General features: G+C 69.5%; 16 protein-coding genes. 9 read left to right on the top strand and 7 right to left on the bottom strand.

Translation table 11 applies throughout. The features are described 5' to 3' along the window. Positions 1-69 precede the first annotated feature (69 nt). Positions 70-1,869: a long-chain-acyl-CoA synthetase gene (locus ASC65_RS10575; protein ID WP_056452480.1), complete on the bottom strand. Its 1,800-nt coding sequence runs from the start codon at positions 1,867-1,869 to the stop codon at positions 70-72. Between the two features lie 369 nt (positions 1,870-2,238). On the opposite strand from ASC65_RS10575, the gene ASC65_RS17475 reads away from it, so the two are divergent. Beyond that, positions 2,239-2,796, top strand: coding sequence for a hypothetical protein (locus ASC65_RS17475; RefSeq protein ID WP_056452478.1), 558 nt, complete (start codon positions 2,239-2,241; stop codon positions 2,794-2,796). Between the two features lie 80 nt (positions 2,797-2,876). On the opposite strand, the gene ASC65_RS10565 is transcribed toward ASC65_RS17475, so the two are convergent. Then, entirely contained in the window at positions 2,877-4,211 is a 1,335-nt protein-coding gene (locus tag ASC65_RS10565) for a PQQ-dependent sugar dehydrogenase (protein ID WP_056452473.1), read from the bottom strand. A gap of 81 nt (positions 4,212-4,292) precedes the next feature. After that, the gene (locus ASC65_RS10560; RefSeq protein WP_235561474.1) at positions 4,293-5,198 is read right to left on the bottom strand and encodes a DUF1206 domain-containing protein; all 906 of its coding nucleotides are present in this window, start codon (positions 5,196-5,198) and stop codon (positions 4,293-4,295) included. Positions 5,199-5,301: 103 nt separating this feature from the next. Between ASC65_RS10560 and ASC65_RS10555 the strand changes: the two genes are divergently transcribed. The 3 genes from ASC65_RS10555 to ASC65_RS10545 all read left to right on the top strand — a co-directional run bounded on the left by ASC65_RS10555 (position 5,302) and on the right by ASC65_RS10545 (position 8,106). Then, complete coding sequence (locus tag ASC65_RS10555; RefSeq protein ID WP_056452471.1) at positions 5,302-6,234, top strand: ABC transporter ATP-binding protein; 933 nt, start codon at positions 5,302-5,304, stop codon at positions 6,232-6,234. After that, the gene (locus tag ASC65_RS10550; protein ID WP_056452468.1) at positions 6,231-7,007 is read left to right on the top strand and encodes an ABC transporter permease; all 777 of its coding nucleotides are present in this window, start codon (positions 6,231-6,233) and stop codon (positions 7,005-7,007) included. The genes ASC65_RS10555 and ASC65_RS10550 overlap by 4 nt, the downstream gene beginning before the upstream one ends. 88 nt (positions 7,008-7,095) lie before the next feature. After that, positions 7,096-8,106 (top strand): hypothetical protein, encoded by a 1,011-nt coding sequence (locus ASC65_RS10545; RefSeq protein WP_056452465.1) that lies wholly within the window; start codon positions 7,096-7,098, stop codon positions 8,104-8,106. On the opposite strand, the gene ASC65_RS10540 is transcribed toward ASC65_RS10545, so the two are convergent. Then, a complete protein-coding gene (locus ASC65_RS10540) occupies positions 8,103-8,483 on the bottom strand; it encodes a hypothetical protein (RefSeq protein ID WP_056452462.1) in 381 nt (126 codons plus the stop codon). The two genes, ASC65_RS10545 and ASC65_RS10540, sit on opposite strands and share 4 nt — an antisense overlap. Positions 8,484-8,573: 90 nt before the next feature. Between ASC65_RS10540 and ASC65_RS10535 the strand changes: the two genes are divergently transcribed. From ASC65_RS10535 to ASC65_RS10515, 5 genes are read left to right on the top strand one after another with little or no spacing between them, the layout of a single operon-like run. Continuing rightward, positions 8,574-8,921: an ArsR/SmtB family transcription factor gene (locus ASC65_RS10535; protein ID WP_056452458.1), complete on the top strand. Its 348-nt coding sequence runs from the start codon at positions 8,574-8,576 to the stop codon at positions 8,919-8,921. Next, the gene (locus ASC65_RS10530) at positions 8,918-9,409 is read left to right on the top strand and encodes an SRPBCC family protein (RefSeq protein WP_056452455.1); all 492 of its coding nucleotides are present in this window, start codon (positions 8,918-8,920) and stop codon (positions 9,407-9,409) included. Before ASC65_RS10535 ends, ASC65_RS10530 begins: the two co-directional genes overlap by 4 nt. Further along, complete coding sequence (locus ASC65_RS10525) at positions 9,409-10,074, top strand: dihydrofolate reductase family protein (protein WP_056452454.1); 666 nt, start codon at positions 9,409-9,411, stop codon at positions 10,072-10,074. Before ASC65_RS10530 ends, ASC65_RS10525 begins: the two co-directional genes overlap by 1 nt. Next, positions 10,071-10,541 carry an SRPBCC domain-containing protein gene (locus tag ASC65_RS10520; RefSeq protein ID WP_056452453.1) on the top strand — a complete coding sequence of 157 codons (471 nt, stop codon included), beginning with the start codon at positions 10,071-10,073 and terminating at the stop codon, positions 10,539-10,541. The genes ASC65_RS10525 and ASC65_RS10520 overlap by 4 nt, the downstream gene beginning before the upstream one ends. Further along, a complete protein-coding gene (locus ASC65_RS10515; protein WP_056452452.1) occupies positions 10,541-11,197 on the top strand; it encodes a glutathione S-transferase family protein in 657 nt (218 codons plus the stop codon). The genes ASC65_RS10520 and ASC65_RS10515 overlap by 1 nt, the downstream gene beginning before the upstream one ends. On the opposite strand, the gene ASC65_RS10510 is transcribed toward ASC65_RS10515, so the two are convergent. Genes ASC65_RS10510 through ASC65_RS10500 form a run of 3 tightly spaced genes read right to left on the bottom strand, consistent with a single transcriptional unit; the run spans position 11,194 to position 13,389 of the window. After that, entirely contained in the window at positions 11,194-11,661 is a 468-nt protein-coding gene (locus ASC65_RS10510; protein WP_056452450.1) for a PaaI family thioesterase, read from the bottom strand. The two genes, ASC65_RS10515 and ASC65_RS10510, sit on opposite strands and share 4 nt — an antisense overlap. Beyond that, the gene (locus tag ASC65_RS10505; RefSeq protein ID WP_056452449.1) at positions 11,661-12,206 is read right to left on the bottom strand and encodes an FKBP-type peptidyl-prolyl cis-trans isomerase; all 546 of its coding nucleotides are present in this window, start codon (positions 12,204-12,206) and stop codon (positions 11,661-11,663) included. The genes ASC65_RS10510 and ASC65_RS10505 overlap by 1 nt, the downstream gene beginning before the upstream one ends. Continuing rightward, on the bottom strand, positions 12,187-13,389 hold the full coding sequence (locus ASC65_RS10500) for a threonine ammonia-lyase (RefSeq protein ID WP_056452448.1): 1,203 nt from the start codon (positions 13,387-13,389) through the stop codon (positions 12,187-12,189). Before ASC65_RS10500 ends, ASC65_RS10505 begins: the two co-directional genes overlap by 20 nt. Between the last annotated feature and the right edge of the window lie 47 nt (positions 13,390-13,436).

Below are 13,436 nucleotides of genomic sequence, written 5' to 3'. Positions count from 1 at the left end.
GAGGCCTCAACCATCGCCGTTAATGCTTAAGGGCGGGTTGCGAACCCCGCCCCCGGCAACTCCTGCGCGCTAAAGTCGCGTTTCGCCGTCCAGGATCGCTTGCCGTGCGACGTCGCTCAGCTTGGTGTAGCCGCTCTTGCCGCCGCGCACATACAGCGGGCCGTCGACCTTTTCGGGGTCGAAGCCGTCGGCTACCAGGTCGATCTTGCGATACTTGAACGTTCCGGTCGTTTCGGCCGACTTGATCAGCCGTACGAAGGCCGGACGGGCGTAGATCGGCAGTTCCTGCTCGACCCAATCGGCGAAGACGCGGGCACCGAATTTGCCGTCGACGACCAGGGCGACCATGCCCGCCTTGCCCTCGTGGCCCGGCACCGGCACCCCGTAGGCGATGACTTCCAGCACGCCGGGCGCGTCGGCGAGGCGCTGCTCGACCTCGGCGGTCGAGACGTTCTCGCCCTTCCAGCGGTAGGTGTCGCCGATCCGGTCGATGAAATAGACGTAGCCCTCGGCGTCCTGTTTCATCAGGTCGCCAGTGCGGAACCAGCGGTCGCCGCGCACGAAGACGTCGCGCAGGATCTTCTTCTCCGAGGCGGCCTTGTCGGCGTAGCCGGAGAAGGCGTGGCGGATGTCGTCGCCGATCTGGCCGATCGCCTCGCCGACCTCGCCGGGCCGGGCCAGTTCGCACAGGCCGTTGGCGCCGCGCGAGGGCAGTTCGGTGTCGATGTCGAAGCGGACCAGTCGGAAATTGATCTGCTTCTTCAGGAAGTTCGGCGCGCGGCCGATGGCGCCCGGCTTGCCGTCGAAATTGAACAGCGAGACGTTGCCCTCGGTCGAGCCGTAGAATTCGAGGATGTCCGGCACGCCGAAGCGCTTCTGGAAGTCGTCCCAGACATCGGGCCGCAGGCCGTTGCCGAAGGCCAGGCGCAGCTTGTGCGACCGCTCGTCGGCGTGTTCCGGGCAGTTGACCAGATAGCGGCACAGCTCGCCGATATAGACGAACAGGGTCGCGCCCGAGGCCTTCACGTCGGGCCAGAAATTGGTCGCCGAGAAACGCTTGCGCAGGATCAGCTTGCCGCCGTTCAGCAGCGCCGGGCCGATGCCGACCAGGCCGCCGGTCGAGTGGTACAGCGGCAGGACGTTGAAGGTGATGTCCTTGTCCGTCGCTGTCGTGGCGCCGGCGAAGGCGCGCATATAGGTGCGGGCGCGGGCGTGGGTGATCCGCGCGGCCTTCGGCAGGCCGGTGGTGCCCGAGGTGTAGATGTACAGGGCCGTGTCGCGGTTGGTCAGGCCGGCGCGCGCCGAGCGGGCCGGACGAACCGAGGAGCCGCCGCGCACCGGCTTGTCCAGGCCGCGGCGTTCGTCGGCCTCGTCCTCGTCGGCCAGGCCCAGGACCCAGAGCATCAGGTTGCGGCCGGCGTACGGGCGCGCCTCTTCGATCTTGCGCCAGCAGTCGGCGTCGGTGACCACCTGCGAAGCGTTGGAGATCGACAGGCAGTGGGCCAGGGCGTGGCCGCTGAGATTCGTGTTGATCAGGGCGGTGGCGACGCCGACCTTGGAGAAGCCGATCCAGGCGGCGAGGTATTCGACCCGGTTGAGCATCACCAGGGCGATGGTGTCCCCGCGCTTCAGGCGCCGGCTCTGGGCCCAGTGGCCGAAGCGGTTGGCCATGGCGTCGAGCTCGCGATAGGTCACGCTGCCGCGATCATCCTGCACGGCGACGTGGTCGGCGAATTTGTCGACGGCCTCTTCCCAGTCGTCACAGACCAGATCGGTGCTGTCGAGTTCGATGGGCTTGATGCGAGCGAGCAGGCGGCGCAGCCCCTTCGCGAACTTCATATCGCGCCGGATATTCGCCACCAGACCCATCGTTCAGCCACTCCCTGACAGCAGTCGTTCGCGTCTCACCGGTGATGGACAACCGCCGGGGCCCGGTCAACCGGCAGGGGAATCCGGAACGGCATTAGTGGCCGCTCTGCGCCGGTTTGCCGTGAGGCGTGGCGCCGAAGCGGCGGTTCCCCTGCGTCAACCCGATTCCTGCGTCCGCACTGTGCCGAAGGCGTCCTAAAGAAATCTGAAAAGATGCGGCGAAGCTCGTTCAGTATAGCGAATGCCGCAATGCTGGCCCGTCCGCGACGAAACTGTGGCCGTATCAGTGTTTCTTGTGGGCCGGGGCGATTCTACGGAACCGTGGTCTGGCGGATTGGTTTGATGATCCAACGTTTGGAAGGAATCAGCATGTCCATCACCTATACCGACAATCGACCTACGCCCCCGATCGGCCGTTTCGATCCGCCGGTCTTCCCAGACGCCCGCGACGAGGCGCCGTTCGTGCCGGTCTATGCCCGCACCGGCCGCGTCCGCAGCCGCAAGGGCGGTGTGCGCACCTGGATGATCCTGGCCCCCGTCGCGGTGCTGGTCCTCGGCGGCGGCGCCATGGCTATGATGAGCTACAACGGGGAGGACGCCGCCCCGGCCCCGGTGCTGGAGCCCGCCGCTACGGCCCCGGTCGTCCCGGCCACCGCCGCGGCTCCGCTCGCCGCCGCCCCGGCCGCGCCGGTCGCCGCGCCGATCGAGGCCACGCCAGCTCCGGCTCCGGCCCCCGTGGCTCGCCGCGAGGCCGCGCCGGCCCGTCGCGCCGCGCCCGCTTCGACGCCGACCGTCCGTGAAACCCCGCCGCCCGCGCCTTCGACCGCGACCCTGAACGCCGCGCCTTCGACCCCGGCGCCCGCTCCGATCGCCCCCGCTGCGGCTGAACCGCCGCCGCCGGCCATCGTGGTTGAGCCGCTGAACTAAAGCGCTGCCCGAAACAAGAAGAGGCCGCCCAGGCCCTGAAGGCCCCCGTCATCCGGCGGGGGCCTTTTCTTTGCGTGCAGTCAGGCCGCCGGGCTGACCCGCCAGATGACGTTGCCGACGTCGTCGGCAACCAGCAGCGCTCCGGTGCGGTCGAACTGCACCCCGACGGGGCGACCCATCGCCTGGTCCTGTTCGTTGACGAAGCCGGTCAGGATGTCTTCCGGCGGACCGGCGGGCGTTCCGCCTGAGAAGGGCACGAAGATCACCCGGTAGCCGTTGCGCGGCTTGCGGTTCCACGAGCCGTGCTGGCCCACGAAGGCGCCGCCTCGGTAGCGGGCCGGGAACAGGCCGCCCTCGCCGAAGGTCAGGCCGAGCGAGGCGGTGTGGGCCCCAAGCGCATAGTCCGGCCGGATCGCCCGCGCGACCATGTCCGAATTGGCCGGCTCCACCCGCGTATCGACCGTCTGTCCATAGTAGCTCCATGGCCAGCCGTAGAAGGCGCCCGGGGTCACCGAGGTCATGTAGTCCGGCACCAGATCGTTGCCGATCTCGTCCCTTTCATTCACCGCCACCCAGAGTTTGCGGCTGTCGGGCTGCCAGGCCATGCCGACCGGATTGCGCAGACCCGAGGCGTAGGTGCGCCGCGCACCCGTCGCCGGGTCGATCTCCAAGATGGCGGCGCGGTCCACCTCTTCGTCCAAGCCGTTCTCGCCGATGTTCGAGTTCGAGCCGACCCCGACATAGAGCTTCGACCCGTCGGCGCTGGCCACCAGGCTCTTGGTCCAGTGGTGGTTCCGCTGGGCGGGCAGGTCGGCGACCTTGCGCGGCGCGGCGTCGATGCGGGTCTGGCCGGTCTGGTAGGGGAAGGCCACTACCGCGTCGGCGTTGGCCACGTAGAGGGTGTCTCCGACCAGGGCCATTCCGAAGGGCGACATCAGGTTCTCCAGGAAGGCCGTTCGCGTCTCGGCGGTCCCGTCGCCATCGGCGTCGCGCAGCAGGGTAATTCGGTTTGGACTGGGCACCGCCGCGCCGGCCTTGGCCATGAACAGCTTCTGGAACCAGCTGCGTGCGCCGCCCTCCAGGCCCTCCGGTTTCGGCGGGGCGTTGGTCTCGGCCACCAGGATGTCGCCGTTGGGCAGGCGGTAGAGCCAGCGCGGATGGTCCAGGCCGGTCGCGAACGGCTGCACCCGGAAGCCGGCCGCGGGGACCGGGGTGCGACCCTCGGGCCAGCCGACTGCATCGGCGACATTGACCACAGGGATCGCCGAGCTCTGCGGCGCCGGCAGGGTCGGAGTGGGGCCGTAGCCTACCGCTGGATCGAGGGCGGGCCCGCTGCCGCAATCGGTGAGCGCCAGGACGAGCATGGGCGCGAGGAACAGGGTGAGACGCGGGGACAAACGGGGCGAACGAGACATCGAGACCCTCCAGCCATCAGTCGCCCGCCTAACGCGCGAAACAGGGGCTGGATCATTTGACCGATCAGCGTTCCGAAGTCTTCAGACGACGGGCTTCAACTTGCGCGGCGGCCGGATCTTCCGGAAACGGGCCTCGATGAAGGAGAAGACGCCGAAGGCGATGAAGCCCAGCGCCGTCAGGGCCAGCAGCCACGGCCCCGCCGGCTGGCGCTCCATGGCCTCCAGCGCCTTGGCGAAACTGGTCACCTCCGTCGGATCGGAGCGCAGACCCGCGATCACGACGAGTGCGGCCAGCGGCAGGTAGGCGGCTCCGCGCGCCATATATCCCGCCCGAGCCAGCGGCGAGACGCGGCGGCACAGGTCGTGCGAGCAGTCCAGGTATTCGGTGAAGTCCTCGCGCCAGGCCCGCACCATGTTGGTGATCCCCAGGCCCAGCACGGCCAGCCCGGCCCCGACCAGCAGCAGATCGCCGAACGGCAGCTCCAGCACCTTGGCCGCCTGTTCCCGGCTGTGGGTCACCTCGGCGCTCGCCTGCGCCTCCGGCTCGCCGACCAGCAGGCGGAAGGCGGTGAAGGCCAGGGCCGCATAGGCGAAGCCGCTGAAGGCCTGGCTGGCCCGTACGCCCCATCCGCGCGCGCTGGTGCCCTCGTGGTCGGCGTCGAACACCGCCTGCAGCACCCGCCACATCACGAAGGCGCACAGGCCCAGCGCCAGCAGCAGCAGCCAGACCCGGCCCAGGGCCTGTTCGCCCAGCCAGGCGATGGCCCCCCGCGTGCCCACCGCCTCTCCGGCCCAGTCGAAGGCCGAGAACAAGATCAGCAGGCCGGCCGACAGGAAGACGAAGCCGCGGGCGCCGTAGCCTATGCGCGCCGCCCATTCGAGCAGCACCGCCCGCTCGGGAATCTGGCGCAGCAGGGGCGAACGCTTGCGGCCGCGGTCTCCCAGGTCGGCGAGGCGGGTTCGAAGGGCGTGAAGGGGATTGGACACGGGGCGCATAACCCGCGACGGCCGATATGGCTGCGCCGGCGAACTGCGGTCTTGAGGTGCGGCGGTCGGACGCATATCTGCCAACGCCACGGGAGGGGCGCGCATGCAGCCGGTCATCGCCATCGAGGGTCTGACAAAGACCTACAAATCCGGGCTCCAGGCCCTCAAGCCCATCGACCTGACCATCGGCAAGGGCGAAATCTTCGCCCTGCTGGGCCCGAACGGGGCGGGCAAGACGACCCTGATCTCGATCGTCTGCGGCATCGTCACGCCCAGCACCGGGACCGTCGTCGCGGACGGCCACGATATCCAGAGGGATTACCGCCGCGCCCGGCGCGCCATCGGCCTGGTGCCGCAGGAGCTGACCACGGACGCCTTCGAGACGGTCTGGGCCACGGTGACTTTCAGCCGCGGCCTGTTCGGCAAGGCGCCGAACCCCGCGTACATCGAACGGGTGCTGCGCGACCTCAGCCTGTGGGACAAGCGCGACGCCAAGATCATGACCCTGTCGGGCGGCATGAAGCGACGGGTGATGATCGCCAAGGCGCTCAGCCACGAGCCGGATATCCTGTTCCTCGACGAGCCCACCGCCGGCGTCGACGTCGAGCTGCGCCGCGACATGTGGAACATGGTCCGCCAGCTGCGCGAACAGGGCGTCACCATCATCCTGACCACCCACTACATTGAAGAGGCCGAAGAGATGGCCGATCGGGTGGGCGTCATCCTCAAGGGCGAGCTGATCCTCGTCGAGGAAAAGGCCGAGCTGATGAAGAAGCTGGGCAAGAAGACCCTGACGCTGAACCTGCAGGACCCGCTCGACGCTCTGCCGCCCGAACTGGCCGAATGGCCGCTGACCCTCAAGGCCGAGGGGCACGAGATCGAATACGTCTTCGACTCCACCGCGGAGAAGACCGGCGTGCCGTCCCTGCTGCGCCGGATGTCCGACCTGGGCGTCGCCTTCAAGGACCTGAACACCCGCCAGAGTTCGCTCGAAGACATCTTCGTCAGTCTCGTTCACCAGGACCGCGCCGCATGAGCTCGCTCGCCTTCAACGGATACGGCGTCTGGGCCATCTACCGCTTCGAGATGGCCCGCGCCCTGCGCACCCTGTGGCAGTCGATCGTCACCCCGGTGATCACCACGGCCCTGTATTTCGTGGTCTTCGGCACCGCCATCGGCGGCCGCATCGAAGAGATCAACGGCGTCCCCTACGGCGCCTTCATCGTGCCCGGGCTGATCATGCTCAGCCTGTTCACCCAGTCGATCTTCAACGCCTCCTTCGGCATCTACTTCCCCAAATTCACCGGCACGATCTACGAGATCCTGTCCGCGCCGGTGTCGCCGCTCGAGATCGTCCTGGCCTACGTCGGGGCGGCGGCGACCAAGTCGGCGGTGCTCGGTCTGATCATCCTGGGAACGGCCTATTTCTTCGTGCCGCTGGAGATCCTGCACCCGTTCTGGATGCTGGCCTTCCTGATCCTGGTCTCGACCACCTTCAGCCTGTTCGGCTTCATCATCGGCATCTGGGCGCAGAGCTTCGAGCAGCTGCAGTTCATCCCGATGCTGATCGTGACGCCGCTGACCTTCCTCGGCGGGGCCTTCTACCCGGTCACCGAATTGCCGGAGCCGTGGCGGACGGTCACGTTGTTCAACCCGGTGGTCTACCTGATCTCCGGATTCCGCTGGGCCTTCTTCGGGACCTCGGACGTCGGCATCGGCGTCAGCCTGACGGCGACCCTCGGCTTCTTCTTCCTCTGCCTGGGCATTGTCGGCTGGATGTTCCGCACCGGCTATCGCCTCAAGGCCTGACTGCGTCACGAAACGGGCCAGATCGGTCCGCACTTTCGTCCGCTCTTCGCGTTCCTGAAGCGCGCCGCCTGCCGGCGCGGGAGTGTCCATGTCCGACGATCGTCCGCCCCTCAACGGTTCCGACCAGCCCTTCGCCCGTCGTCAGGTGACCTGGGGCCGGCCGCCTGCGACCACCTTCCGGGCCGGACCGTTGCCGAAGGGCGAGGCCCTGCCGCCGCTCCCGGAGCCGCCGCCCCAGCGTCCGACGCCGTCCGCGGCTGCTGCCGCCAACTTCTTCAGCGGCTCGATGATCCCCCGCGCCGCGCCCCAGCCGAAGCCCGCTCCGGCCCCTGAGCCCGCGCCGGCTCCGACGCCCGAGCCTACGCCCGCGCCGTCCGTGGCCGCGCCGTCAGCGCCGCCAGAACGGCCCAAGACCGCGCCGGTCGTGGCCCGCAGCCGCGCGCCCGAGCCCGACCTCGCCGTCCGCCCGCTGCCGCCCGCCGAGCCCAAGGCGGAGCCTGTCGCGGCCCGCGCCGCCGCTCCCGTCGCTGCGCCGTTGGTGAAGCCGCTCGCCGCATCCGAGACCCTGTCCCGCCCGGCTCGCAAGGCCGCGAACCGCACGCCGCTCTACGCCGGCGTCGCCGCGGCGGCTGTGGCCGCCCTGGCTGTCGGCGGCTGGATGATGACCCGCTCGCCAGCCAACCCGCCGGTCGAGGCCGCGCCCACGGCGGCCCTGGCCACGACGGCGTCGGCGTCGGTCGAGACTGCGCCGGCCGCGCCCGTCGATGCGGTTCCTGTAAGCGAAGCCGCCGTTGCGCCGACGACTCCAGCGCCTTCGACGGCGGCTGCTCGCACGACCGTCCCTGCCGCGACCGCTCCGGCGACCGCCCGACAGCCCGCGAGTCCCTCGGCGACGCGTCCGACTCCGGCCGCCGCAACGCCCGCGCCCGCTCCGGTCCAGGCGCAGCCCGTGGCGCCGCCGCCTGCGCCGGCGATCGCCCCCGAACCGCTCGTGGAGGTGGCCCCGGCCCGTCCGGCGGGCCCGCCGCCGACCGCAGCCGAACGCCCGAGCGTCGATCCGGACGCGCCGATCTCGACCCGGCCACAGCCGCTGGACTAGGTCTTGATGCTCAGATAGCCGCGCTCGACCATGCGGCGCAGGCCTTCGTAGGCCTCGGCCAGCTCCTCATAGGCGGTGCGGGCCGCAGTCAGGCGCGCGATCTGGTCAGGGGTGGCCGGCGCGCCCGATTCCGACTGTCGCAGCGCCTCTGACACCCATTTCGCCCGCGCCCCGGCGGTCATCACGGCCAGCCGCTGGAACATGGCCGGATCCAGCTTGGGCAGGGCGTGGCCGATGACCTCGCGATTGGCCACGAAAGCCGCGTAGTCGATCTGCTCCAGCAGGCCGCGCAGCCGACGCTGCTCCTGCGGGTCGATGTCCTGCGGCTCGAAATGGTCGCGCTGGCGGCGATAGGAGGAGGTCTGGATCGTCGACATCGCGCGCTCCGCAAGGCTGTCTGAAGCGAGGCTGCGCTGCGTCGATTAACGAGGGGTTGCGCCCACCAGGTTCGCTTGATACTTAAGTGAATGCTTCAGCATCAGGCGCCCCTCGATCTCGCCTTCCAGGCCCTGTCGGACGCCACCCGGCGCGGCATGGTCGAGCGGCTGTCGCGCGGCCCCGCCTCGGTCAGCGAGCTGGCCGAGCCGTTGCCGATGTCCATGTCGGCGGTGGTGCAGCATCTCAAGATCCTCGAGGCCGCCGGCCTGGTCTCGTCTGAGAAGGTCGGCCGTGTCCGCACCTGCCGCGTCGAGCCCGAGGCGCTCAGCGCCGCCGAGCGCTGGATCAACGAGCGCCGCCGCTCGGTCGAGCGCAGCCTCGACCGCCTCGGGGCCTACCTGGACGCGACCAAGCCCGAAGAGGAGAAGACGAAATGACAGCGAACCCCCAGCCGTCCGTTGCGCACGGAACCTTCACCGTCGAGCGCCGCTACGACGCCTCGCCGGCGCGGGTCTTCGCCGCCCATGCCGACCCGGTCGCCTTCCGTCGCTGGTTCGCCGAAGGCGAGGAATGGACCATCCATCACTGGGAGCACGATTTCCGCGTCGGCGGCCGCCTCAGCGGCAGCTTCCGCTTCGGCGACGAGGGCAACGACACCTGGTTCAACGAGGCCGAATACCTCGACATCGTGGAAAACAGCCGGATCGTCTTCTCCTACGTCATGGGCCGCGAGCATCCGGTCGGGCGCATCCGAAACTCCGCCTCCCTGGCAACGACCGAGATCGTCCCGGACGGGGCGGGCACGCGGCTGATCTACACCGAGCAGGGCGCCTTCCTGGAGAACGCCGGCGACATCCGCCTGCGCGAACAGGGCTGCACCGAGCTGTTCGAGGCCCTGGCGCGCGAACTTGAGGCGCACGCCTGATGGCCGGCAAGGTTCGCGTCAGCAGCTTCGCGGTCTCCGCCGACGGCTTCGGCGCCGGCCCCGCCCAGAGCCGCGAGGCGCCTCTGGGCGTGGGCGGGGAGCGACTTCATCATTGGTTCTATCCGACCAAGACCTTCCAGACGATGTTCGGCCAGGGCGAGGGCGCGGAGGGGACCGACAACGGATTCGCCGAACGCAGCATGCAAGGCATGGGCGCCTGGATCCTGGGCCGGAACATGTTCGGCCCCATCCGCGGCGACTGGCCCGACGAGGCGTGGAAGGGCTGGTGGGGCGACGAGCCGCCCTATCACGTGCCGGTCTTCGTGCTCACCCACCACCCGCGTCCGTCGTTCGAGATGAAGGGCGGCACCGTCTTTCACTTCGAGACCGGCGGCGTCGAGGCGGCGCTCGAGCGGGCCCGCGCCGCCGCCGGCGACAAGGACATCCGCATCGGCGGCGGGACTGAGACGATCCGCCAATACCTGCAGGCCGGGCTGATCGACGAGTTGCACATCGCCATCTCGCCGGTGTTGCTGGGCCGCGGCGAGCCCTTCTGGGACGGGCTGGACCTGCCGGCGCTGGGCTATGAAATCGCTCGGTCGACCGCCGGCGAGCGCGCTACCCATCTGGAGATCGTCCGGACCGGCCAGGGAGGCGCGGCATGACCGACGGCCGCCTCTTCTTCGGATCCTTCACCATCGACCGGCGCTTTGACGCCCGGCCCGAACGGGTCTTCCGCGCCTTCACCGACCGCGCCGTCAAGCAGGCCTGGCTCGGCTGCGAGGCGGTGAGCGCCCCGGCGATCGAACAGCTCGACTTCCGCATCGGCGGCCGCGAGGTCAGTCGCGGCGGCGGGCAGGGCGGGGCCGAGCACCTGTTCGAGGGTCAGTACCTCGACATCGTCGACGGCCGCCGCTTCGTGTTCGCCTTCGTCATGCACGTCGGCGGCCGGAAGCTGTCCGCCTCCATCGCCTCCGTCGAGATCCTGCCGGACGGCGACGGCGCTCGCCTGATCTTCAACGAGCAGGGCGTCTATTTCGGCGAGGACGGCTGGGCCGAGCGGGAGGAGGGCACGGCCTTCGGCATGGACCAACTGGCCCTGTGGCTCGCCTCCGCAAAGGAAACCGCCTGATGTCCCTGACCCTCTGGTCGCACCCCTACGCCGCATACGGTCAGAAGGCCGCCATCGCTCTGAATGAGCTGGGCCTGCCCTATGAGCTGAAGCTGGTGGACGGGTCTCCCGAGATCACGGCCGGCTTCGCCCAGGTCTCGCCCTTCGCCAAGATGCCGGTGCTCCAGGACGACTCGACGGGGCGAACGGTGATCGAGTCGAGCATCGTCATCGAATACCTGGATCGCCTGGCTGGCGGGGGGCGACTGATCCCCGCCGATCCCGAGGCGGCGCTGGAGGCGCGGCTGATCGACCGCATCGTCGACAACTACGTCGGCGGGCCGATGAACCGCATCGTCTTCAACCGGCTGGGCCGCGCGGGCACGCCGAACGAGACGGCCCTGACGCAGGACGCCCAGGAGCTGGAGTCCGCCTGGGATCTGCTGGAGCAGAAGCTGTCGGACGGCCGGACCTGGGGCGCGGGCGAGACCTTCACCCTGGCCGACTGCGCCGCCGCCCCGATCCTGACCTACGCCCGCCGGCTGGTCCCGTTCGGCGATCGCCCGCACCTGAGGGCCTGGCACGCGCGACTGATGGCGCGGCCGTCCTTCGTGCGCGCCCTGGAGGACGCCGCCCCGTTCGGAAACTTGATGCCCGCGCCCTTGGTCGAGGACTAGCCGCGCGGCGGCAGCACCATCAGGGTCGAGGTGCCGTGGGCCAGCACCCGCCCGGCCGTGTCGCGCAGCACCGCTTCGCAGCTGATGATCTGACGCCCGGCGTTGACCACCCGGCCCTCGCAGCGGACCCGGCCGGTGTCGACCAGGATCGGCCGGCTCAGATTGCCCTTGGTCTCGACCGTGGCGTAGCCGGTCCCGGCAGGCAGCAGCGAGTGACCCGCGCACGCCGTGGCGCTGTCGATCAGCGACAGGGCCCAGCCGCCGTGCACGGCGCCCGCCGGATTGAGCAGGTGCGGACCCGTGTCGCCCTCGAAGACGGCGAAGCCTTCGCCGACCTCGACCAGGGCGAAGCCTAGCGTCACGCCCATGCCGACTGGCGGCAGCACGCCGTCGATCACGGCCTGCAGCAGCTCGCGGCCGGTCATGGTGGCGAAGGCTTCCGCCGTGTTCGCGGGCGCGCCCATCAGCCGACGGCCGTGTCCACGCCCGAGTCGCCGCCCGGGTTGCGGGCCAGCTCGTGCAGCTTCAGGCGGAAGACCAGGGCGCTGTTGGGCGGGATGTCGCCCTTGTCCTGTTCGCCGTAGCCCATCGCCGGCGGGATGTAGACGTACCACTCGTCCCCGACCCGCATGTGCTGCAGGGCGTCGCGGAAGCCCGGCACCACCTGGTCGACGGTGAAGACGGTCGGCTTGCCCGCCTGGAAGGAGCTGTCGAACACCGTCCCGTCCAGCAGGGCGCCCTCATAGTCGATGCGCACCAGGTCGTTGCCGTCCGGGATCTCCCCGCCGGGCGGGCCCGATTGGATGACCTTGTACTGGATTCCCGAAGGCAGGGTCTGAACTCCCTCGGCCTTGGCGTTGGAGGCCATGAATTCCTCCGCCGCACGCAGGTTCTCGGCCAGCCGCGGGTCATCGCCCGAGGCCCCCCCGCGGTTACAGGCCGCCAGGCTTCCGCCCAGCGCCGCCGCCATCATCAGCGCCGTGACGCCCTTAGCCCATCCGTAGCGCATAGCCCGCCTCTTCCAACGCCTGCCTGATTTCGTCCGCGTGGGCGCCGCCCCGCGTCTCGACCATGATGTCGAACTCTGCGCCCTTGGCCGGCACGTCCAGCGCCAGGCGGTTGTGCACCACATCGATGATGTTGCCGCCCAGGCCGCCGATCACGGCGCTCATCTTGGACAGCATGCCGGGCCGGTCGTCGCCGAGGATCCGGTAGACGATCAGCTTCTTCTCGCGCACCAGCTCGCGGTTCAGCACCACGGCCAGCATGCGGGCGTCGATGTTGCCGCCGGTCAGTTCGATGCCGACCTTCTTGCCCCTGAACTTGTCGGGATAGGCCAGCATGGCCGCCAGCCCGCCGGCCCCGGCACCCTCGGCGACGGTCTTCTCCAGGGTGGCCAGGAAGGCGACGCCCTTTTCGAAATCGGCCTCCTCGCAGACCAGAACCTCGTCGATCAGCGGATCCGCGATGGCGAAGGGGATGTCGCCCACGGCCTTGATGGCGATGCCCTCGGCGATGGTCTGGCCGCCGCACTTCGGAGTCTCGCCGCGGCGCTTGGCGGTGAAGGAGGGGTACATGGCCGCCTCGACGCCGATCACCCTCAGGTCCGGCTTCAGGTGTTTGGCCGCCACCGCCGAGCCGGCGATCAAGCCGCCGCCGCCGATCGGGATGATCAGGATGTCGAGGTCCGGAACGTCCTCCAGGAACTCCAGGCCGCAAACGCCCTGGCCGGCCACGATGCCCAGATCGTCGAAGGCCGAGACGAAGACATAGCCCTTCTCGTCGCGCAGCCGGTGGGCCTCCTCCGTCGAGCCGGAGAAGTCGGCGCCCTTGATGACCACGGTGGCGCCGTGCGCGCGCGTGCCGTCGGCCTTCACGAAGGGGGTGCCCTCGGGCATGACGATCGTCACGGGCACGCCCAAACGGCCGCCGTGATAGGCCAGGGCCTGGGCGTGGTTGCCGGCGCTGGCCGCGACCACGCCGCGCTTGCGCTCCTCGGGCGTGAGCTGCAGCAGGCGGTTCAGCGCTCCGCGCTCCTTGAAGCTGCCGGTGAAATGCAGGTTGTCGAACTTGACCCAGACCTCGGCCCCGGTCAGCTGCGACAGGCGGCGGGAGTAGCGGACGGGCGTGCGGTCGACCTGGCCGGCGATGCGGTCGCGCGCCGCCAGAATGTCGTCAAACGTGACTGTCATGGGCGTTCCTATAGCCGGTCTCGCGCCGGCTTGATGCGCGCTTTTGG

The sequence above is a fragment of the Brevundimonas sp. Root1279 genome (assembly GCF_001425945.1).
Classification (GTDB): Bacteria; Pseudomonadota; Alphaproteobacteria; order Caulobacterales; family Caulobacteraceae; genus Brevundimonas.
Note: the sequence above shows the minus strand (reverse complement) of the source record. Positions and strands in the feature narration are given on the sequence as shown.